Here is a 19454-nt window from a genome sequence, read left to right as displayed (position 1 = left end):
ATGTCAAATAGTGTAGAATCTTATCGCAGCAGTGTCAACTCCGGCCTCTTATTTCTCTTGGTCGGAGTCGCTCTGCTCTTTATCACCATCATGTGTCTCATCTTTCTGGTAAAAAGCTACCGGGCCGGCATCAAAATCGGCATGGAAAAGAAGGTCTTAAGAAAGGTCATCATCAGTAGCGCTACCTTTACCGTACTTCCCAGTATCAGTATTCTCTTAGGAGTGATCGCTCTAAGCGGTACCTTAGGAATTCCTTATTCCTGGCTTCGTCTTTCCGTAATTGGAGCCTTACAGTACGAGCTGAACGTAGCCGCTATGGCTGCCGAAAGCATCGGTCTAAGTGGGCTAAAGGTGACAGAGATGAGCATGGGTTCTTTTACCACCATCGCCCTTGTGATGGCCGCCGGAATCTTAGGGAGTCTCCTTTGCTGCCTCTTTTTCCTCGGTCGTTACCTTAAGAAAATCCGCGGTAACCAAGCAGCTGATACTGCTGCCACCGATGCAAAAGACAAGAAGCCCGGCTTTGGCGCTTATGCTACCACCGCGATGTTTATCGGTCTTTGCTCTGCGTATATCGGTGCTTATCTCGGTGATGCCATCCGTAATCAAAACGTCATCCCCCTTTTAACAGCCGGGGTTGCTGCTCTTACCATGGCTATCTTCGAATACTTTACCCAGAAGAAGAATATAAAAGCTCTCGATAACTTTAGCGTTGCCGGCAGTATGCTAATCGCTATGGCCGCCGCTGTGTGTTTCGGGCAAGTGATTGGAGGTTAGACGGATGAATCAACAAGAAAAAAAGCAGTTTTTTGAAAACTTTAATAAGTCCCTACATATCATTGGCAAGATTACGGTTTCGATCTCGATTCTCTTATTTCTCCTGATTCCGATTGTCGTCGGCTTTATCTACCACGCAAGCCCCGACCTAGGAAGCTTCTGGAGTGGCTTTGCCAAAGTCGCGGTCATTTACTATCCCGTGGCCATTGTGGAGTTCTTAGTGTACACGCCCATGCTGGGTGTAGGCGGCAGTTACCTAGCCTTTATCACCGGTAACGTCACCAACATGAAGATTCCCTGTGTGATGAACTCCAAAGACATCACAGATACTCCCGATGGCACCCCAGAGAGTGAAATCGTCTCTACCTTAAGTGTTGCCACCTCAGCGATTACTACCACTGTGGTGGTCGCCCTAGGCGTAATCCTAATTATCCCGTTAAAGCCCGTCCTTGAGAACCCAGTCTTATTACCGGCCTTTAACAACGTAGTTCCCGCTCTTTTTGGCGCTCTCGGACTTAAGTACTTTATTAAAGAGCCGAAGATTACCGCGATTCCCTTAGCCGCGATGATTCTTCTTTGCACTCTCGTCCCGGCTATGATTTCCCAGACCAGCATCTTAATTCTTCCCGCTGGTGGCCTGGCAATTGGGATTGCCTACCTACTCCATAAGAAAGGAAAATTATAGGTGATTCTTATGAAAATATTACTCTTTATTCTCGCCCTAATCGTCCTCTTACTGCTCGTCCTCTTGGTTCGCACCCTGCTTTTAAAACCCGATTCGGCAACCACCGCGACCATTGAGTTTATCTCCGGTGAAAGAGCCGATACCTATGCGAAGAAGCTGGCTACCATGGTCCAAAAGGAAACCATCTCTAGTCGCTTCGATAACGATAGAACGAAGTTCTTAGAGTTTCACCAAGTGTTAGTAGACCTCTTTCCGCACACCTTTAACACCTGTGAAAAGCACGTCTTTGACGGCAGTCTCTTGCTAAAATGGCCAGGAAAATCCGCTGCTGACCCGGTACTTTTAATGAGTCACACCGACGTAGTCGAAGCCGGTGGCGACTGGACCCATCCCCCCTTTAGCGGGGAGATAAAAGATGGCATTATCTGGGGCAGAGGAACGGTAGATACGAAAGGCAGTCTCTCCTGTATCTTTAATGCCGTAGAAGAACTCATCGCCGAAGGCTATGTGCCAAAGTCTGACGTTTATATCGCCAGTAGCTGCACCGAAGAGATTAGCGGGGACGGCGCTCCGGCTACCGTCCGCTTCCTTAAAGAAAAGAACGTCCATCTCCGCTTCCTCATCGATGAGGGGGGAATGATTCTCTCTGATCCGATTGGCGGCGTAAAAGGAACTTACGCCATGGTGGGCGTCTTAGAAAAGGGCTACGGCGATCTTAAGTTTATTGCCAAAGGAAAGGGCGGGCACGCCAGTGCTCCGGGGAAAAATACCCCTATCCCAAGACTGGCCAAATTTGTGGCCAGAATCGAAAAGAAATCGCCTTTTACCGTGAGCTTTCACCCTACCGCCAAAGAGATGTTCCGCCGCTTTACCCCCAATATGACCTTCCCGATGAAGTTTATCTTCGCCAACATGTGGCTCTTTGAGCCCTTGCTTAAGAAGGTTATGCCTAGCATCTCGCCCACTGGCGCTGCCATGCTCCAGACCACTATGGCCTTTACCATGGCAAAAGGCTCCGATGGCTTAAATGTTTTGCCACAAGAAGCCAGTGTCTCTGCGAATATGCGCTTTATTCACCACCAAAGCACCGATGAGAGTATTCGCTTAGTCAGTGAGATTGCCAAAGAATACGACCTAGAAACCAACATCATCTATAAGAACTACCCCGTCAGTGTAGTGGACTACAACAGCGAACAGTTCAAACTCGTAGAAGATGTTATCCACGATATCTACCCTGGTGTCGGCGTTATCCCCTATCCGATGACCGGTGGCACCGATGCTAAATTCTATCAAGATGTCTGTGAGCACTGCATCCGCTTTGCGCCTCTGTACATCAATAATCAGCAATACGGCAGCATCCACGGAATCGACGAAAACATCGATGCGAAAGCTCTGCCTCAGGGGGTGGACTTCTATAAGGAAGTAATACAAAGGCTATAACGTTTACTACAAATGCAAAAATACCAGGGCAGACAACACAATCATCTGCTCTGGCATTTTCATATCACTTACTTGCTTACTTTTTTCTTCAAAATACCATACGCTTCCTCGGCACTGGTTACTTCCCACACCGCCTTCTCCATCGGGCAACCTCCGGTTTTCGTGCGATTCTCGATAAAAGGTACCTCTTTATCGTATTCGCAGTCGACACCAAAGCTTCGTAGGACCTCTAGGGCTGGGGTGCTGATAATGCCTGCATAAAGGGCGGTGGCGCCGCCGTACACCGCAAGAAAGGCTGCCGCTTTTCCCACCACCTTATCGGCGATCACACCACCAGCAAAAGGTTTCTCCCCTGTTTCTAAAAGAACCATCATGGGGGCAATGCCCTTTTCCGTTCGCTTATATAGCTTTTTCTCAGAGTCCTGCAAGACAAAGCTAAGCTCACTCTCCTCTTGCAGAACCTTCTTAACCACTTCTAGATTACTTCGACTCAAAGCCTACCTCCTCTGACAATAACAGCTTCTGTAGCTGCTGATAAATAACCGGAATAATAAGTAACTGTAAAGCCAGTCCCGGTATTCCTATCCCTAAAGTGTAGCCGAAAGCACTAAGACTAATAAAAGGTGCTTTCATTCCCAGCACCACACCCCCAAAGATTAGCGCGATCCCATAGACTAACCGACCACTAAGTGATGCTAATATAAGCGTAATTCGCGAGCGAAAGCGAGTCTTTAGAATACCGGTCATAACCGCATACGTGGCTAACTCTGGAATCATAAAGTACACTTTGGGAACGGGGGGCATTCCCGTAATCAGGCTACTTAGAATCGGTACTAAAACTCCCACCATCAGCGCATACCCTGGCGATAGCAAAAATCCTGCTAAAAAGGCCGCATACTGAATCGGTAGAAAAATCATTCCGCCCGTATTCCCAAAGACATGAAAGACCTGGGGCAAGACGATTCCCAGCGCGACCAAGAAACCCGCTGTCGTTAATTTCTTTGTCTGCATGCTAACCACCAATCTGCGCTAAGCGCTCTATAATCGGTAAGTGCTGGGTACAGGCTGCCTCACAGGCACCACAAGCGACACACTCGGCCGCCTTATCTTTCGTAATGCCCCAATGATTCTCTAGGCGTTCTTCTATAGCCTTTTCTTTTCCCATTAAAATCTTCATATTGTAGGCGTCCATGTACTTAGGAATCGGGATTCCCACCGGACAATTATCACAATAGCCACAACCGGTACACAGATCGTTTAAGGATACACCTGCGTTTTCTAATTTGCTCGCTACCACTTCAGCTGGTTCTTCCTTGAGGCCTTCCACCGCCCGGACCGCGTCATCTACGTGAGCCTCGGTGGTACAGCCAGCTAGTGTCACGGTAATCTCCTTATGGCTAGCTACAAAGCGAAGGGCCGCCTGGGCCACCGTTAAGTCCGTATCCTTTGCTAGATACGCAAAGGTATCTGGATGCTCCGGAATAAGGCCGCCACCTAAAGGATTCATAACTACCACGCCCATCCCTTTCTCGTAAGCCTTCTTAATGCCACTTTGACGAAAACGATAGTTAAGGGCGTTGTAGCCGATGAGCATCCCTTTAAATTTACCAGAATCCACCACCGTCTCAATATCATTGCCTTGCATATGGGAAGAAAAGACGATATTACGAATCAAGCCTTCGCTTTTCGCCTCTTCAAAAAATCCGTATAACGCTTCCATATGCGCTTCCCAAGAATCCAGATTAAGCATACACCACATATGGTAAAAATCAATATAGTCCGTTTGTAGTCTCGATAGCGAGAGCTCTAACCGCCGGCGAAAATCATCCTTTGTAGGCGTTTTCGTATCCAAGGTGCCAAAATTAACCTTAGAAGTTACATATACCTTGCTCCGATCCACCTGAGATAATGCCATCCCCGTAACAATCTCACTCTTATCATGACAGTAAAAAGGAGCCGTATCCCAATAGTTAATCCCCTTTTCCAAAGCATAAAGAGGGATCTGGGCACACTTCTCAAAGCGCCCTGCGAGAATATCCTCTTCGTCATAGCGCATCGTACCAAGGCCAACCGCCGAGACTTTCATGCCTGTATTTCCATACTCTTTATAATACATACTAACACCCACCTTTCTTCTACTAATTCTACAATACCAACAAAAAAATAGCGACCCCTTTTCCCCAGAATTTCTCCAGTTAAAAGCAGTCGCTATCTAAATAGCTTTATCGATAATCTTCCGCGTCTCTTCTTGCAGGTTTTGAATAATCGTCATGTTCAGCTTGCGGATGCGTCGCACTTCCTCTTTCGCTTCAGCGATCATCTGCTGCGCTTTTTCCTCGGCCTCTGCCAAGATGCGTTTGCCTTCCTCCTCACACTTTTCCTTCGCCTCCTGCCGCGTCTTCTCAAAATCAAAAGCCGCCTTTTGCGCGGATTCAAAAACACCGTTTATCTTCAAAGTAAAGTCGGCAAGATTCCCTGTTTCGTCGATATTAAGACGTAGATTCGTTAATTCTTCCTCTTTTTCATTAACTAATGCTCGCAGTCTCTCTACTTCCTTTTGATATTGAAGGTTATCATCTCTAAGCTTCTTATTCTCCGCTTCCACTGCCATCAGTACCTCTAAAGCTTCGATGTCGTCATGTTCTTTATCCCTATCTCGAAAATTAGAAAGCTTTTCACTAAGCTTTAGCATCATAATTTAAATCCCCCTTAAAGCTCTCTAGCACCTCCACGATTTCCTGTTTCGTCCTCGCCAGCATCTCGCGACTAGATTCTTCGATTTGTCTAGACTCGGCGACTAATTGGTCGTGGCGCCTAGCCTCAGCTTCTACATTTCCCATCTTTTCTATCTGCTCTAATAGTTGGTTATGGGTTTCCTCAAGCTTCGCGTATGCCTCCTCTTGTTCCAGGCACTTTGCTTCTTGTTCTTCTAGTTTTATTTCTAACGCTTTTTTATCGTTAATCAGCTCCTCTATGGTACTGAGTAGCTCCCTGCGCTTCATCTTCTTAAAAGTAGCTTCACTATATTCTGTATACATATCAGAAACCTCCAGATTACTTTTAATTATAAACATATTTGGCACAATCCGCAAATTAAGAACAAATAAAGAAAATGATTTTTCTATGAAATGGAATTCGTTACACGAAATAGAATTTGCCCTTGGCAAATTCTTGCGCCTTCGGCGTGTGCTGTTGCACGAAAAAAGCAACCTCTGCAGAAAGGCTGCTTTTAATGAAAAAACAAGATTTGTTTAGGGGTGACTCGTCTTCGGGGTTCAAACAGATATCCCCCAATATCCGTATGAAAGCCCGAAGTTTTATTTGAAATACTCCCCAGTAGACCAAACATATTTTACTATCTCCCCATGTAATCCTTCTCTCAACTAGATTACATAGCAAGTATAGCTCGTTATTTTATTATCGTCTGTTACCCAAAGGGTTACAAATTGCATTTTTTTCATAAAGATTCTATATATTTCAGTTCCTTCCTGGAATTGATTCCCAGCTTTACAAACCCTCTTTTAAGAAGAACCTTAACCGTTTCTGCCGAGATAAGCAACTGGGTAGCGATCTCTTTATTCGTCATCCCCTGTTTTGCCAGATGGGCAACTTCTTTTTCTCTATCCGATAGCGACGTTTCCCTGCCCCCCATTGCCTCGGCGATAATTTCCCCATTCTCTTTAAAGCGTTTATAAAAAGCCTGAAGCTTTACCGCTGTCTCTCTATCTACAAAACGTATATAGTCTTGGTGCAGCTCCTCTCCCATCTCCGCAAAAGGATAGTACACCTCATCTGGCAATGCATAGGCATACGCCTCCTTAAGGCAGGCCTCATATTCCTTACGGTTTCCGAGACGCTTATAGGCAATACCTTTAAATACTAGGTAATGTATCTGCGCAAATAAGAAGTTATGCTGAACCACCTGCGGTAGCGCTCCGTTGGCCAGTCCGATTACCTTAAGGTTCTCGCCGATACTAAGTAGCCATTTCAGATGAGCAATCATATAAAACGGGGCCGCTGCGTACGACTGTAAGTTCTTCTCCTGATCAAGTAACCGCATCCATCTAGGAAGGTGATCCATTAAACCTGACTCCGGCTCACAATTTACAGCCCCTTCTATCATTTGATGGATATCCACTCGCGTCGTCTCTTCACCTGCTTTTTCCATATCTTTCTTGATTTCTAAGAACTGCTTGGCATCGCCTTTTAACAGGGCTATACGCAAGAGTTTCGTGTTCGCCGAAATATACATATCTATTTGTCCGTGGCTTTTCGCCAAGTACCTCGCCTCATAACTGTAGATTTCTGCTTCCTCAAGCTTCCCTCTTACAAGCTCTCGCTCTGCTTTTAACACTTGCAAAGCGCTACTTCCACGCCTTCCCGTAAGTGGCACGTATAAGCTTAAAAAATATTCTAACTTCTGAATCGTTTCTAGCAGGCTATAATTCTTCGTCCAGTATAGATGGATAACCGAAGTTTGTCCTAAGAGCCAAGACCATTTCGAATCCCCCTCGCCAAACATCTTCGCCTTTCCCTTAAGTAAGTGCTGCGCCTCTCCTGCATAGCGAGTCATTAAATCCAGGTCATTAAAGCTATCGAAAATTCTTATAAACATTATCTGCCCTAACAGGTCATCCTGATGACCGTACAGATGCTTGGTAATCCCCTCCTCGACAAGGCTTACGCACTCTTTGCTAAGGCTCTCTCTGCCTACTAAGAAAAGCGGCAAAGCCATATTGAGTAATGCCTGAGGATGCTTTAAAAGCAGGTCGTGGTCGCCTTCTCGCAGAACCCGCTCGAGTCTAACCATCAGTTCTTTGCTTTGAAAAGTCGAAAAGTCTTGAACATTTAGACAAAGCTCTAATAGCTGAGCATAATTACCATTATCCTGATACAAGGTAAAGGCCTTATCTACTTCGCCGGTCTCTCGGCAAACTTCGGCTACATGATTCACGATAAAATTACGCGCATCCCTCTTTAGTGCTTGTAGGGTTGTGCTCAAAAAGTCCGCCAAAATATAATCAAAATGATAGCGACCTGTGCCACTGTCCTTTTGAATAAATTCTTTCAGTCGTAAGAGCTTTTCTACCTCTGTCTCATCAAAGGGAAAATCCAAAATCCTCACTGCTTGTTCTAAGCTAAAGGAGTCCAGTAGCGAAAGTCCCAATAAGCCCCGTCTCTCCGGGGGGGTAATCGTCTCCCAGATCACCGTCTGGATTAGTTCCTTTAAATCTTCTGACAAACCAAAGGTATGGGTATTTAGAAAATGGAGACGCTGCATATTGATCGCTTCGAACCACCCATTCGTATACGTCACCACTTCACTTAACTCCGCCGGAGTCAAGTGAATATGATTTTCCTCTAAGTATAACTTCGTCTCCTCTTCGTTTAGCCGAAGCTCCTCGTGAGAAATAATCAAGACATTTTGCTTATCCGCCGGTAATATGCGGATTCCTTCCAAACTCCTGGTACAGACAATGAAGTGAAGATTCTCATCCTCATGCTTGGATAACGCTCGCACAAAGTCCTCATGAAACTCTCCTTGGATCTGCTCAAAGTTATCGATTATCAAATACGTAGGTTCCTTACAAGCACTCTTTTGGAGAAGCGCTGCCAAGTCACCGATACTATCGTTATCCGCCACCTCGATGTTAATCGCTTCCCCTGCAAATACCGGATTAACCTCCCTAAAAAGACAAATAAGGCGCTGCCAGTTCTCCTCGGCGCCGCCATTTGTCGCCATAAAAAAAGCATTTTTCACCTTCTTAGCGGCAATAAAGCCTTTTATCGCCGTAGATTTGCCAAAGCCTGTAGGAGATTCTAAAATGGTCACTGGGTATTCTTTGCTTCTTGTTATCAGGTTTTTTATTCGGGGCGAGAAATACAGCTTCGCCTTTGTATACTGTTTAAATATACGCATTCTTTTCGCCTTCTTTCAGAGTGATTCTCCCCTCTAACTATTCTTCATCATCGTCACTTCAATCACATCCGCTACATGCTCACAGCAATCACAGCAATCCTCCATCAAGTCAAAAAGCTTACTCCACGCTGTAATCGCAATGGGATTCTTCTCTTCCCGGAAAAGCCCACTCACTGTCTCCACATATAAGCGGTCCCCTTCTTCTTCAATCGAATTAATCTCAATAATCAACCCTTGAAGAGTGGTTGATTTACGGAAATTCGAGAATTCCTTCATCGCCTCACCAAGCTTCTCGCAGGCCCGAGCAATAATATCTGCATACGTCTTCGCTGCTTCCGGAATCTCCGTAATATTATACATCCGCAGCCGCAACAAAACATCCTCTATCTTATCGGTGATATCGTCAAGGCCACCTGCCATGGCCACAATATCTTCCCGGTCAATCGGTGTGATAAACTCCTTCAAAAGGCGGTTCATCATCTCATGTTTAAGATAGTCTCCTTTATTCTCAATCTCGTGCATCTCTTCGCACTTTTCTTCTAATTCCACTGGGTCAAAATCCAATAATGTCGCTTGTAAAAACCCAGCCGCTTGAATAGAAACTTCCATCATTTCCACAAAATCATCAAAATACGGTGCCTTCTTCTTTGCCATAATTCTTACGTCCTTTCATCTTCAGCAATCAGAAAATCATTAGAAATATCTTAGAAATAAGATAGCCAATCAAGCCACATCCTGGGAAGGTGAGAATCCAAGTCATCACCATTTCCTTAACCACGCTCCAGTCAACGCTGCGAATCCTTTTGGCTGCCCCTACTCCCATAATCGCCGTCGTCTTCGTATGCGTCGTCGATACCGGCAAACCAATTAGCGAAGATATAAGCAAACACCCAGCTCCGGCAAGATCCGCCGAAAAGCCCTGATACGTCTCAAGCTTCACCATATCCATCCCCACCGCCTTAATAATGCGATAGCCGCCAATGGAGGTTCCCAGTCCCATGACTGCCGAGCATAGCACAATGAGCCAAAATGGAATATCGAAGTTAGCCTTATCCATCTGCCCTTTGCTAAGGGCGATTCCCAGGAGAAAGACCCCCATAAACTTCTGCCCATCCTGAGCTCCATGCATAAAAGCCATTGCTGCAGCACTACCAATTTGGGCTTTTCCAAAAAAGAAATTCGTCTTCCGCCTATCCGCCCTTTTAAATAGGAAGGCAACTATCTTCACCACGATATAGCCCATAACAAATCCTAAGAATGTAGATAGTAGCAGCCCATAAATTACCTTTATCCACTCGCGGCCATTCACTCCCTCTAAAGAATTATGCATAGCAATAGCGGCTCCTGTAAGTCCGGCAATTAAAGCGTGGCTTTCACTGGTGGGAATACCAAAGGCCCACGCCGCCACCGCCCACACGACAATCGCCACCATTCCGGCACAAAGGCCAATTAGCGCTTCATGTGATTGTTCGCCGAAGTCTACCATATTATAGATGGTCTGGGCGACCGTCTTATTAATCGTCGTCATCACTAGAATACCAAGAAAGTTAAATACGGCCGCCATTAAAATGGCCGGTCTAGGGGCAATCGCTTTCGTAGAAACCGCCGTAGCAATGGCATTGGGCGCATCTGTCCACCCATTTACTAAGATAACAGCAAGGGTTAAAATCACCGTAATTAAGAGCGCCGGGCTCTTTAATACCTCTGACAAAAATACACTGAAATCCTCCATGTCTTTTCCTCCGCTTTATGTTACCTTAATTCTAACATAACCGCCTGGAAGTAATTATGAAATATATATAAAAAAGCCCTGTTTCTTATCTAGTTTTTGGTTGTTGAACATCTCGCAAAGTGCTAAAATAAGTGTAATCGTATCTTTTTATGCGAAATATTTGGTTAATGTTAAGGAAGAGAGAAAATGCATAAAACTGCTGCTATCAAAGAATTTAAAGAATTACCTGATTATCAACTTGCAATTATCGAAGCGGCTTGCGACTGGGTATTTATCACGAATAAGGCTTTTGACATATGCTATGTTCACAAGTGTCAAAGTGCCCTTGATGAGATTCTCCCCAGCAACCTTGTTGGTCTTCCCTTTGAGAACTTTCTGCCAACGGATGCACGCCCCGAAATTCTCCAACTGCTACGGGCTAATTGCCGAGACCGCAAAAAGACCGCTGAGAGCGTTTACGCCGATCCGCTTACGGGCCTCCATCAATTTAAAGGAGTTCCCTATCAAGTAGAGACTTTTACCGGCTTTTGCATTACCATTCGGCAAATCAGTGCCCACGACCTTGGGTCTATTCGAAAAGAACTTTACGGAGATTCCTACCGCACAATTGATCAACACGCATCCATTCAGCTTGCACAGCAAAAACTAATTGCGGGCTTATCCTCCGTCTTTGCTAAAAGTACTGACTCATTGGATGAGCTTTTTGCCTACGCCTTAAAAGAGTTGGGTTCCTTCATGAAGGTGGATCGTTGCTCGGTTTTTCGTCACGACCTAGAAAATCGGACTTATAGCGTATTGTATGAGTGGTGTCAGGAGGGCGTAACCTCCACGAAACCCCTGTTACAAAACATCCCCTACAACGACGATGACGAGGGGTTTATTCAGCTGACGACCAGACCGTATATTGCCGTTGATGATACCTTCGCCTATTCTGGCGAGGCCTACCGCATTCAGCGCGAGAGTGGCGTCCACGCTTTTGCCGACCTTCCTATTATCTGTCACGGTACGTTCTGGGGATTTCTCGGCGTTGACTACGGAAGTGGGCCTCATTACTGGACCGATAGTGAATTTCACATGCTCCAAACCATCGGTAGCGTAATGTCAGCGACAATTGAAAAGAATTCTGCTAAAAAAGATCTTGAAGAGGCTATCAAAGAAGCCGAGCAGGCCAATCAGGCCAAGACCGACTTCTTATCCCGGATGAGTCACGAGATACGCACGCCGATGAACGCCATTATCGGTATGACCGAAATCGCCAAGACTGCTGCCGACCCCGGGCGGGTTAAGTACTGCCTTGCCAAAATCGGCCAGGCCTCGAACCAGCTACTAGGGCTAATCAACGATATCCTCGATCTCTCCAAAATTGAATCCGGAAAGATGGAATTAGTGCTTGCACCCTTTGATTTTGAAAAAATGCTAAAGCGAATTTATACTGTGATTCAACCACGTGTAGATGAGAAGCACTTGGAGTTTACCTTTCACCTTGATGTAAGCTGTGACCGCTATCTAATCAGTGACGAGCTCCACCTTAATCAAGTGATTACTAATCTCCTTTCAAATGCCGTGAAATTTACTCCCGAAGAAGGCCGCATTACTTTACATACGTCCTTCATCCAGCGAGACAACCAAGCAACGCTTTTACGAGTAGAGGTGAAAGATACGGGAATTGGTATCGACAGTTCCGAACAGGAACGACTTTTTCAGCCTTTTGAGCAGGCTGATGGTAGCACCACCAGACAATTTGGCGGCACCGGACTGGGACTTTCTATCTGCCGAAAAATCATCGATTTGATGGAAGGTAATATCTGGGTCGAGAGTACAATCGGCGAAGGGTCTTGTTTTATCTTTGAGATTCCCATCGCTTTTGGCGATGTCAACGTGGTTGAGCCGATGGAACTGCCAGACTTAAAGAACACCCGTATCCTCGTGGTAGATGATAGCTACGATGTCCTTGAGTACTGTCAGCAGATTATTACTGGTTTTAAAATTCACTGCGATACCGCTAGTAGCGGGAAAGAAGCGATAGCTGTCGTAGAAACCAGCGATACCCCTTACAATATCGTCTTTATCGACTGGAAAATGCCCGGTATGGACGGCCTCCAGACCGCTAAGGAAATACAAAGAATCGCCCCACCAGAGACGATTGTGATTATGATCTCGGTAGCCGATTGGAGCGATATGAAGACACAGGCAAATGAGATTGGCATCACTAGATACTTAGCCAAACCACTGCTGCCCTCTTCTCTCTTTAACACCATTGTCGAGTTAACGAGAGGCAGCGAGACCAAATCTACGAATAACAATAAGACAAAACCTAGCTACCACTGGCAGGGCAAAACCATCTTAATGGCTGAAGATATTGATATTAATCAGGAGATTATTCGGGTCCTGCTTAACCCTACTGAAATCGCTATTGATTGCGCCAGCAACGGTGCCGAAGCCTTAGAGATGTATTGTCAGAACCCCGATCGTTACGACGTCGTTCTCATGGATATTCAAATGCCGGTTATGGACGGTTACGAAGCCACAAGACAGATTCGAGAAAGCGGCAAGCCTAGAGCGAAGACGATTCCCATTCTCGCCATGACGGCCAATGCCTTTTCTGAAGACGTTAAGCGCAGCCTAGAGGCTGGTATGAACGATCATATCTCCAAGCCGATTAATGTAGATGAGCTACTTCAAAAAATAAATAATTGCTTTTAGCTTTTAAGAAAGGAGGCGTCATAGACGCCTCCTTTCTTATCTTCTGAGCCAAACACTCATCTCGCCTAGTCCTCGATTATTCCAGTAGGAATAGGGGATGGCTTTTATCTCCACTTCTTTATACTGTAACGGTTTGGTCGTATAGAGAAGCTCTTCTGCCTCTTCGAGGATTCTTTTGCCTCTACATCGAAGCTCGATGCTACCGCCAAACTCTCTCGCTGGCACTTCCTCAATCTGACTATCCGTATCCACTTTAAGAGCTGAGAGATTGGCGCCGTTATCCACTTCCTCTAAGCAATACACCTGAGGGCCTCTGACAAGGGCTACCTTTCCAGTATTAGCTCGCACTTTCACGTTGCTTCTGATAAATCTCGCCGGTGCTTTAAAAGAGATATCAAAGACACCGTCAGCATTCAGATTTAGGAGGGCGTAGCCCTTTTCCTTACAGACCTCTACTACCTTGCCCTCTTCCGTCACCTGGTAATCCTGGGCGTAATCGGGAATTCTGATTCCAAGGTTTACACCCTTTACTGGGACATTTGAAATCGCGATTTGCAGGCTATTCTCCTTAGGAAACCTAGTGTTAAGTTCGATTCCCACCTCTTTGTTTTCAAGCCTTATCTTCGTCTTGTTAGAAATAAATAAGTTTACATAAATACTTTCACTATCGACACAGTAGATATATTGTCCTAAAGAAGCTAACGTTCTGGCGATATTTGGTGGACAACAAGCGACTCCAAACCATTTCTGACGCATAGGTTTTACATGTTCTTTGGAGGTTCGCTCCTTACAGCTATCCGGCCAAACTTCTAAAGGATTGACGTAGAAAAAGGATTTCCCGTCGAGAGCAACTCCCGCTAAGATGGTATTATAAAGGGCTCTTTCTACCACATCCATGTATTTCCCTTCCCGTGTAATCTGAGCCATTCGCTGACCAAACATCGCCAGGCCAATGGAGGCACAGGATTCACAGTAGCAGTAGTCATTTGGTAAGTCATAATCTACGGTAAAGCGCTCTAAGATACCGGACGAACCGATCCCCCCAGTAAGATACATCCGCTTATTAACCAGATTGTCCCACAGCGTCTGACAAGCGTTTAAGAGCTCTTCGTCTTGGTATTCATAGGCCAATTCTGCCATTGCTGTATACATATAAGTTGCGCGAACGGCGTGACCTTCTGCCGTCGTTTGCTCCCTTACCGGTAGATGAGACTGAGAATACGAGGGATCGTAATTTGCAAACTCGGGAAAGAAATGCTGAAAATCAGGATCACTCATCTCTTTAAGAAAATAGTTTTCGCCGACGCCTCTGGCATCGATAAAGTATTTTGCCTGATCGAGATATTTCCTTTCACCGGTTACGTGATAGAGCTTAATCAGACCAATTTCCACCTCTTGATGACCAGGGTACCCTTTGATCTGTCCTTCTGATGTCCCGAAAGTACGGCAAATCAGATCTGCGTTTTTGCAGACAATCTCTAAGAACCGCTTCTTACCTGTGCCTTGGTAGTACGCTACCGCTGCCTCCATCATATGACCAGCAATATAGAGCTCATGGCCTTCGCAAAGATTGCTCCACCGCTTCTCCTTCGCCTGGATAATATAATACGTATCTAGGTAGCCGTCGTCCTGCTGAGCCTTACCGATTAACTCAATTACCTCATCTGCTCTTTGCTCTAAGTCCTCATCCCTTTTATTAATAAGAGAGAAGCCTACCGCTTCTAGCCACTTGGCTATATCCGTATCCTGAAATACAGCTCCATAAAAGACACCAGACTTTAGGCCGGCAGCTATTTTAAAGTTTTCCAAGCATCGAGAAGGCTCTGCTCCAGGAACTCGGTCATTCATCGCCTCCCATTGATAGGGAATGATTTCTTTATCCACAAGCTCTATGTGTTTTGACCAGAAAGGATCCTGAATCTGAATATCCTTTAGATTCACCGCCTGCATTTTATTCATACGCTTACCTCATTATATTTCTAGATTATTATCAAAGGAAAAAACGGGTCGTCCTTCTTTATCATAAACTACTTTCATAATCATCGTGTGGCGATTGGGATTGTAGAGAGGATTTCCGGCGATTTCCTTCTCTTGGCGCACGTGATACACGCACAAATCATCCTGATCATCTTCGGACTTTACAAATGTATTATGACCTGGTCCGTATAGCTGTCTCTTCTCATCGGTAACAAGGACTGGTTCTCTCGTCTTTACCCAAGCCTTCGGATCGAGAACGTCGCCATTTTCTTCAAGGGTAAGTAACCCCATACAGTAGCTCGTTCCCGTCTCACTGGCAGAAAATGTTAGGTACAGGCGGTCGTTATGCTTTAAGATAGCCGGTCCTTCATTGACCCAAAAGCCCACTCTCTCCCAATCATAATCCGGCGTGGTGAGAAGCACTTGAGCCGTCGCCAAGCGATTGGGCGCTGCTAACCTGGCAATATAAAGGTTGGAAATCATCTTTCCGACCCCTGTTTTCTCTGCCCAAATCACGTAATGCTCGCCTTTATAGGAAAACACCGTCGCGTCTAAGGAGAAGGCTTTAAAAGAGAAGTCATCCCCGGGGGCGCTCTTTAGCATACCCATTTCTACCCATTCGTCTTCTAAGGGATCAGGCCCTAGGCATTTTAAGACGTAGGGTCTGATTTCCCAGACATCGTCTTTATCTCCGGCAGCGTAGTAGATATACCAAGCATCTTCAATCTTATGTATTTCCGGCGCCCAGACGTGTTCGCTCTGAGGTCCGCTTTCATGCTTAACCCAAAGGGTCTTTTCTTCTGCCGTCTTAAGGCCGCTTATAGTCTTTGCCCCTCTAAGTACAATTCGGTCATAGGTAGGAACAGAGGCGGTAAAATAATACCGCCCGTCCTCTTTATAGATATATGGATCCGCTCTTTGTGTAATAAAAGGTGTATTGTCTTTACTATTCATATTATTTACCCAGACGAATCACATTCCAAGAAGCATGCTTAATCTCGCTGTGCAAGATTCCGCTGTCAACTTTTGAGTTGTCAACCGCTACTGGCTTCACTGATTCTCTACCTGGTCCATTCGTCTCTTTCAAATTCTCGTGGTGAAGTACTGTGTGTTCCAACAAACGATAGCCTTCTAGCCCTCTAATATCGGTCGCCAATGAAATATCTTCCGAAAGGTTTCGGTTTACTACAAAGATCGTTGCTTCTTCTAACTCTTCGTTATAGACAACCACGCTTTCAATATCGGTAATCTCGTCGTGCTTTTTGGTTCCGTGCATGGGTGACTTAATCAGAGGATTTAGCACCACGCCGCGGCCATACTTAGACGCTTGCATAAAGGGATAAAAGATCGTTTGCTTCCAACCGATACCACCACCTGCTTCCGTCATAATCGGCGCAATTACGTTTACCAACTGGGCTAGACAAGCCATCTTTACCCGGTCCGCATTGCGAAGCAAGGTAATTAGCATTAGCCCCACTAGCAACGCGTCTTCAAAGGTATAGATATCCTCTAACATCGGCGGCGCTACTTGCCATGGGTGGTTTTCGGTAATATCGTCATCGGCCGCATTGGAGTGAAACCAGACATTCCATTCATCAAAGCTTAAGTTCAAAGTTTTCTTACTGCGCTTTTTGGCCTTTACGTAATCACAGGTAGCAATCACCGTCTTGATAAAATCGTCCATATCATTGGACTGGGCCAGATAGTCATTGGAATCCTCATCCCGGTTTCCGTAGTATTGATGAAGGGACACGTAGTCAACAAAGTCGTACGTATGCTCCAGTGTTGTGGACTCCCACTTAGGGAAGGTGGGCATATCCTGGGCTGAGCTTCCACAAGAAACCAGCTCAATCGTGGGGTCGATTAACTTCATCGCCTTGGCCGTCTCGTAAGCTAGACGTCCGTATTCTTCCATCGTCTTCTGTCCTAATTGCCAAGGACCATCCATTTCATTTCCCAGACACCAGACTTTAATATTATGAGGATCACTCACTCCGTGAGCGATTCGCATATTGCTGTATTTCGTCCCTTTATCAAAGTTACAGTACTCAAGAAGGTTGCAGGCATCAGCCACCCCTCTAGTCCCAAGGTTAACGGCCATCATTACCTCTGAGTTCGCCTCTTTAGCCCACTTGGTAAATTCGTTGACGCCAACCTCGTTCTTTTCCATACTTCGCCATGCTAGATCTAATCTTGCCGGCCTTTCATCCACCGGTCCCACACTATCTTCCCAGAAAAAGTTAGAGACAAAGTTACCGCCTGGATAACGGATAATCGGTACATCTAATTCCTTAACCATCTCGGTCACATCGCTACGGAAACCGTCGCTATTTGCTAGGGGATGGTTCGGCTGATAGATGCCGTCATAAACCGCACGGCCTAGATGCTCGATAAACGAGCCATAGATTCGCTTATCCACAGGGGCGATTACAAAGTCTTTATCGATAATCATTTTTGCTTGTTTACTCATAACTATAAACTCCTTTTGCTATTCTTTAACCGCACCTGCAGTCATGCCTTCAATAAAATACTTCTGGAAACACACAAAGAGAATAAAAATCGGGACGATGGAGAAGAAGGCACCAACCACTAATAGGCTATAGTTGTCTCCATAAGGATTGATAAGCGTATTAAGACCTAAGGTCAGAGTATACTTATCAGAAGAGCGAACCACTAGTAGCGGCCATAAATAATTATTCCATGCGTTCATTCCGTTTAAGATCGCCATGGCTGCAAATGCCGGTTTCATAATCGGCACCACCAGGCGTAAAAATATTCCGTATTCTGTAGCCCCATCAATTCTGCCGGCCTCAAGTAAGGATTTGGGAATCCCTAAAAGATACTGACGGAAGAAAAAGATGGTGGACGCGTGCGCCAAAAACGGCAATACCACCGCCACATAGCTATCCATTAAGCCCCAAGAAGACATCTGCTTATATAAAGGCAGCATCACCACTTCAAAGGGAACGGAAAGGATAATTAAAACGATGACAAAGAGCACATTCCTGCCTTTAAATTCGTAGGCAGCAAACCCATACCCGACAAAGGCACTGACAAGTAAGGTTAGAACCACCGTAATCACCGTTAGAATAATACTGTTAAAAAACCATTGCCAATAATCGTGCTGACCGGTAAAGAGGAGCTTGTAATTATCCAGACTCATCCGACTCCAGTCAATCCCTAAGTTAAGGCCGTATTGGAGCAAATCTCCGCCCGGCTTAAAGCTAGCAATAAAAATGGTATACACGGGTATGATAATTAGGATTGCCAAAATGGAAAACATAATTACCAAAAAAATGCTTGTAATTCTATCTTTCTTCTTTCCTCTGCTCATCTAACGCTCCTCCTTATCAAATGTTCCGGTAGCTTTTAGCTGAATCAGATTAATGACCATAACTACCACAAGGAGTACTAAGCCGACGGCACAAGCGTAACCAAGCGCTCGTTTTTCAATTCCCTGTCGATATAAATAACCGACAATTGTCAAACCAATGTTCTGAGGTGAGTTATTTCCTTTCCAAAGCATAAAGCTCTCAAGGAACATAGACAGTCCTGCATAGATACTGATTGTGAGTACGTACACCGTCGTTGGCTTTAGTAGCGGAAAAGAAATCTTCGTAAACTGCTGCCATTTACTAGCACCGTCAATGGAAGCCGCCTCGTAGATATCACCAGGAATGCTCTGAAGTCCGGCTAAGAAGTACAGAATATTCACTCCCGTCCAGCGCCAACAAGCGATACAGAGCAAGGCAAAATACCCTGTCCATTCATTTTTTAGCCATTTGATTGGCTCCATGCCAAAAATCCCGATAACTTGATTTGCCAAGGAGGTTCCCATCTCCCCAAAGATTAAGCGGAAGATGGTACCTGCAACGACAACGGAAGTAAGTGCCGGTAAGAAATAGATGGACTTAAAAAATCCTGGTTTTTTCATCAGCTTGCTGTTTAAAAGACTGGCAAAAAGCATGGGAAACGGGATTAATAACACCAAGGTCCCAACCATATAACGAACGCTGTTGTAGACTGACTTTAAGAAGATTTTGTCCGTCATCAGTCTTTCGTAATTCTTAAACCCCACCCACTCCTTTTTTAATACGTCCTGAAAGCTTAAGAGCACACCATTGGCAATCGGATAAATCCAAAATAACAGGACCGTGATCACAAAAGGCAGAACGAATACGTAAGGAGCAACTTTCTTTGAATATAATAACTTCTTCATT

The 19454-nt window shown here is 45.3% G+C and carries 17 protein-coding genes; 4 read left to right on the top strand and 13 right to left on the bottom strand.

Going from position 1 to position 19454, the window contains the following annotated elements; all coding sequences use genetic code 11:
- The 3 genes from NHH16_RS09435 to NHH16_RS09425 are packed head-to-tail and all read left to right on the top strand — an operon-like array spanning position 1 to position 2902.
- Positions 1-777: a DUF5058 family protein gene (locus NHH16_RS09435; protein ID WP_262069348.1), complete on the top strand. Its 777-nt coding sequence runs from the start codon at positions 1-3 to the stop codon at positions 775-777.
- Between the two features lie 4 nt (positions 778-781).
- Complete coding sequence (locus NHH16_RS09430; RefSeq protein ID WP_262069347.1) at positions 782-1462, top strand: hypothetical protein; 681 nt, start codon at positions 782-784, stop codon at positions 1460-1462.
- A gap of 9 nt (positions 1463-1471) precedes the next feature.
- On the top strand, positions 1472-2902 hold the full coding sequence (locus NHH16_RS09425; RefSeq protein WP_262069346.1) for a M20/M25/M40 family metallo-hydrolase: 1431 nt from the start codon (positions 1472-1474) through the stop codon (positions 2900-2902).
- A gap of 68 nt (positions 2903-2970) precedes the next feature.
- On the opposite strand, the gene NHH16_RS09420 is transcribed toward NHH16_RS09425, so the two are convergent.
- The 8 genes from NHH16_RS09420 to NHH16_RS09385 form a co-directional block, all read right to left on the bottom strand.
- Complete coding sequence (locus NHH16_RS09420) at positions 2971-3396, bottom strand: DUF1893 domain-containing protein (protein ID WP_262069345.1); 426 nt, start codon at positions 3394-3396, stop codon at positions 2971-2973.
- Positions 3383-3913, bottom strand: coding sequence for an ECF transporter S component (locus tag NHH16_RS09415; RefSeq protein ID WP_262069344.1), 531 nt, complete (start codon positions 3911-3913; stop codon positions 3383-3385). Before NHH16_RS09415 ends, NHH16_RS09420 begins: the two co-directional genes overlap by 14 nt.
- Position 3914: 1 nt before the next feature.
- The gene (locus tag NHH16_RS09410; protein WP_262069343.1) at positions 3915-5018 is read right to left on the bottom strand and encodes an aldo/keto reductase; all 1104 of its coding nucleotides are present in this window, start codon (positions 5016-5018) and stop codon (positions 3915-3917) included.
- Between the two features lie 96 nt (positions 5019-5114).
- On the bottom strand, positions 5115-5597 hold the full coding sequence (locus tag NHH16_RS09405; protein ID WP_262069342.1) for a hypothetical protein: 483 nt from the start codon (positions 5595-5597) through the stop codon (positions 5115-5117).
- Positions 5581-5940, bottom strand: a complete 360-nt coding sequence (locus NHH16_RS09400; RefSeq protein ID WP_262069341.1) for a hypothetical protein — start codon at positions 5938-5940, stop codon at positions 5581-5583. The genes NHH16_RS09405 and NHH16_RS09400 overlap by 17 nt, the downstream gene beginning before the upstream one ends.
- Positions 5941-6359: 419 nt before the next feature.
- A complete protein-coding gene (locus NHH16_RS09395; protein ID WP_262069340.1) occupies positions 6360-8822 on the bottom strand; it encodes a helix-turn-helix domain-containing protein in 2463 nt (820 codons plus the stop codon).
- Between the two features lie 33 nt (positions 8823-8855).
- Entirely contained in the window at positions 8856-9476 is a 621-nt protein-coding gene (locus tag NHH16_RS09390) for a DUF47 domain-containing protein (RefSeq protein ID WP_262069339.1), read from the bottom strand.
- A gap of 28 nt (positions 9477-9504) precedes the next feature.
- Positions 9505-10554, bottom strand: a complete 1050-nt coding sequence (locus NHH16_RS09385) for an inorganic phosphate transporter (RefSeq protein ID WP_262069338.1) — start codon at positions 10552-10554, stop codon at positions 9505-9507.
- Positions 10555-10740: 186 nt separating this feature from the next.
- Here NHH16_RS09385 and NHH16_RS09380 point away from each other — a divergent pair, with 186 nt between their 5' ends.
- A complete protein-coding gene (locus NHH16_RS09380; RefSeq protein ID WP_262069337.1) occupies positions 10741-13257 on the top strand; it encodes a hybrid sensor histidine kinase/response regulator in 2517 nt (838 codons plus the stop codon).
- A 36-nt stretch (positions 13258-13293) separates the two neighbouring features.
- Here NHH16_RS09380 and NHH16_RS09375 read toward each other — a convergent pair whose 3' ends face one another.
- From NHH16_RS09375 to NHH16_RS09355, 5 genes are read right to left on the bottom strand one after another with little or no spacing between them, the layout of a single operon-like run.
- Positions 13294-15216, bottom strand: a complete 1923-nt coding sequence (locus tag NHH16_RS09375) for a glycoside hydrolase family 127 protein (RefSeq protein WP_262069336.1) — start codon at positions 15214-15216, stop codon at positions 13294-13296.
- A gap of 12 nt (positions 15217-15228) precedes the next feature.
- Complete coding sequence (locus NHH16_RS09370) at positions 15229-16188, bottom strand: glycoside hydrolase family 43 protein (RefSeq protein WP_262069335.1); 960 nt, start codon at positions 16186-16188, stop codon at positions 15229-15231.
- Position 16189: 1 nt separating this feature from the next.
- Positions 16190-17704: an arabinosylfuranosidase ArfA gene (gene arfA / locus NHH16_RS09365; RefSeq protein WP_262069334.1), complete on the bottom strand. Its 1515-nt coding sequence runs from the start codon at positions 17702-17704 to the stop codon at positions 16190-16192.
- Positions 17705-17722: 18 nt separating this feature from the next.
- Positions 17723-18568, bottom strand: coding sequence for a carbohydrate ABC transporter permease (locus tag NHH16_RS09360; RefSeq protein WP_262069333.1), 846 nt, complete (start codon positions 18566-18568; stop codon positions 17723-17725).
- Positions 18569-19453 (bottom strand): carbohydrate ABC transporter permease, encoded by an 885-nt coding sequence (locus tag NHH16_RS09355; RefSeq protein WP_262069332.1) that lies wholly within the window; start codon positions 19451-19453, stop codon positions 18569-18571.
- Between the last annotated feature and the right edge of the window lies 1 nt (position 19454).

It is taken from the genome of Ohessyouella blattaphilus, assembly GCF_024721265.1.
GTDB classification, from domain to species: domain Bacteria; phylum Bacillota; class Clostridia; order Lachnospirales; family Lachnospiraceae; genus Aequitasia; species Aequitasia blattaphilus_A.
The sequence above is the reverse complement of the archived record's forward strand: the minus strand, read 5'-3'. Positions and strand labels throughout refer to the sequence as shown.

What these genes read in the sequence shown, in the direction of transcription:
- NHH16_RS09425 (WP_262069346.1), top strand. Translation starts at nt 1,472, where the DNA reads ATGAAAATATTACTCTTTATTCTCGCCCTAATCGTCCTCTTACTGCTC.
- NHH16_RS09405 (WP_262069342.1), bottom strand. Translation starts at nt 5,597, where the DNA reads ATGATGCTAAAGCTTAGTGAAAAGCTTTCTAATTTTCGAGATAGGGAT.
- NHH16_RS09360 (WP_262069333.1), bottom strand. Translation starts at nt 18,568, where the DNA reads ATGAGCAGAGGAAAGAAGAAAGATAGAATTACAAGCATTTTTTTGGTA.
- NHH16_RS09375 (WP_262069336.1), bottom strand. Translation starts at nt 15,216, where the DNA reads ATGAATAAAATGCAGGCGGTGAATCTAAAGGATATTCAGATTCAGGAT.
- NHH16_RS09400 (WP_262069341.1), bottom strand. Translation starts at nt 5,940, where the DNA reads ATGTATACAGAATATAGTGAAGCTACTTTTAAGAAGATGAAGCGCAGG.
- NHH16_RS09415 (WP_262069344.1), bottom strand. Translation starts at nt 3,913, where the DNA reads ATGCAGACAAAGAAATTAACGACAGCGGGTTTCTTGGTCGCGCTGGGA.
- NHH16_RS09380 (WP_262069337.1), top strand. Translation starts at nt 10,741, where the DNA reads ATGCATAAAACTGCTGCTATCAAAGAATTTAAAGAATTACCTGATTAT.
- NHH16_RS09395 (WP_262069340.1), bottom strand. Translation starts at nt 8,822, where the DNA reads ATGCGTATATTTAAACAGTATACAAAGGCGAAGCTGTATTTCTCGCCC.
- NHH16_RS09410 (WP_262069343.1), bottom strand. Translation starts at nt 5,018, where the DNA reads ATGTATTATAAAGAGTATGGAAATACAGGCATGAAAGTCTCGGCGGTT.
- NHH16_RS09390 (WP_262069339.1), bottom strand. Translation starts at nt 9,476, where the DNA reads ATGGCAAAGAAGAAGGCACCGTATTTTGATGATTTTGTGGAAATGATG.
- NHH16_RS09435 (WP_262069348.1), top strand. Translation starts at nt 1, where the DNA reads ATGTCAAATAGTGTAGAATCTTATCGCAGCAGTGTCAACTCCGGCCTC.
- NHH16_RS09370 (WP_262069335.1), bottom strand. Translation starts at nt 16,188, where the DNA reads ATGAATAGTAAAGACAATACACCTTTTATTACACAAAGAGCGGATCCA.
- arfA (WP_262069334.1), bottom strand. Translation starts at nt 17,704, where the DNA reads ATGAGTAAACAAGCAAAAATGATTATCGATAAAGACTTTGTAATCGCC.
- NHH16_RS09430 (WP_262069347.1), top strand. Translation starts at nt 782, where the DNA reads ATGAATCAACAAGAAAAAAAGCAGTTTTTTGAAAACTTTAATAAGTCC.
- NHH16_RS09355 (WP_262069332.1), bottom strand. Translation starts at nt 19,453, where the DNA reads ATGAAGAAGTTATTATATTCAAAGAAAGTTGCTCCTTACGTATTCGTT.
- NHH16_RS09385 (WP_262069338.1), bottom strand. Translation starts at nt 10,554, where the DNA reads ATGGAGGATTTCAGTGTATTTTTGTCAGAGGTATTAAAGAGCCCGGCG.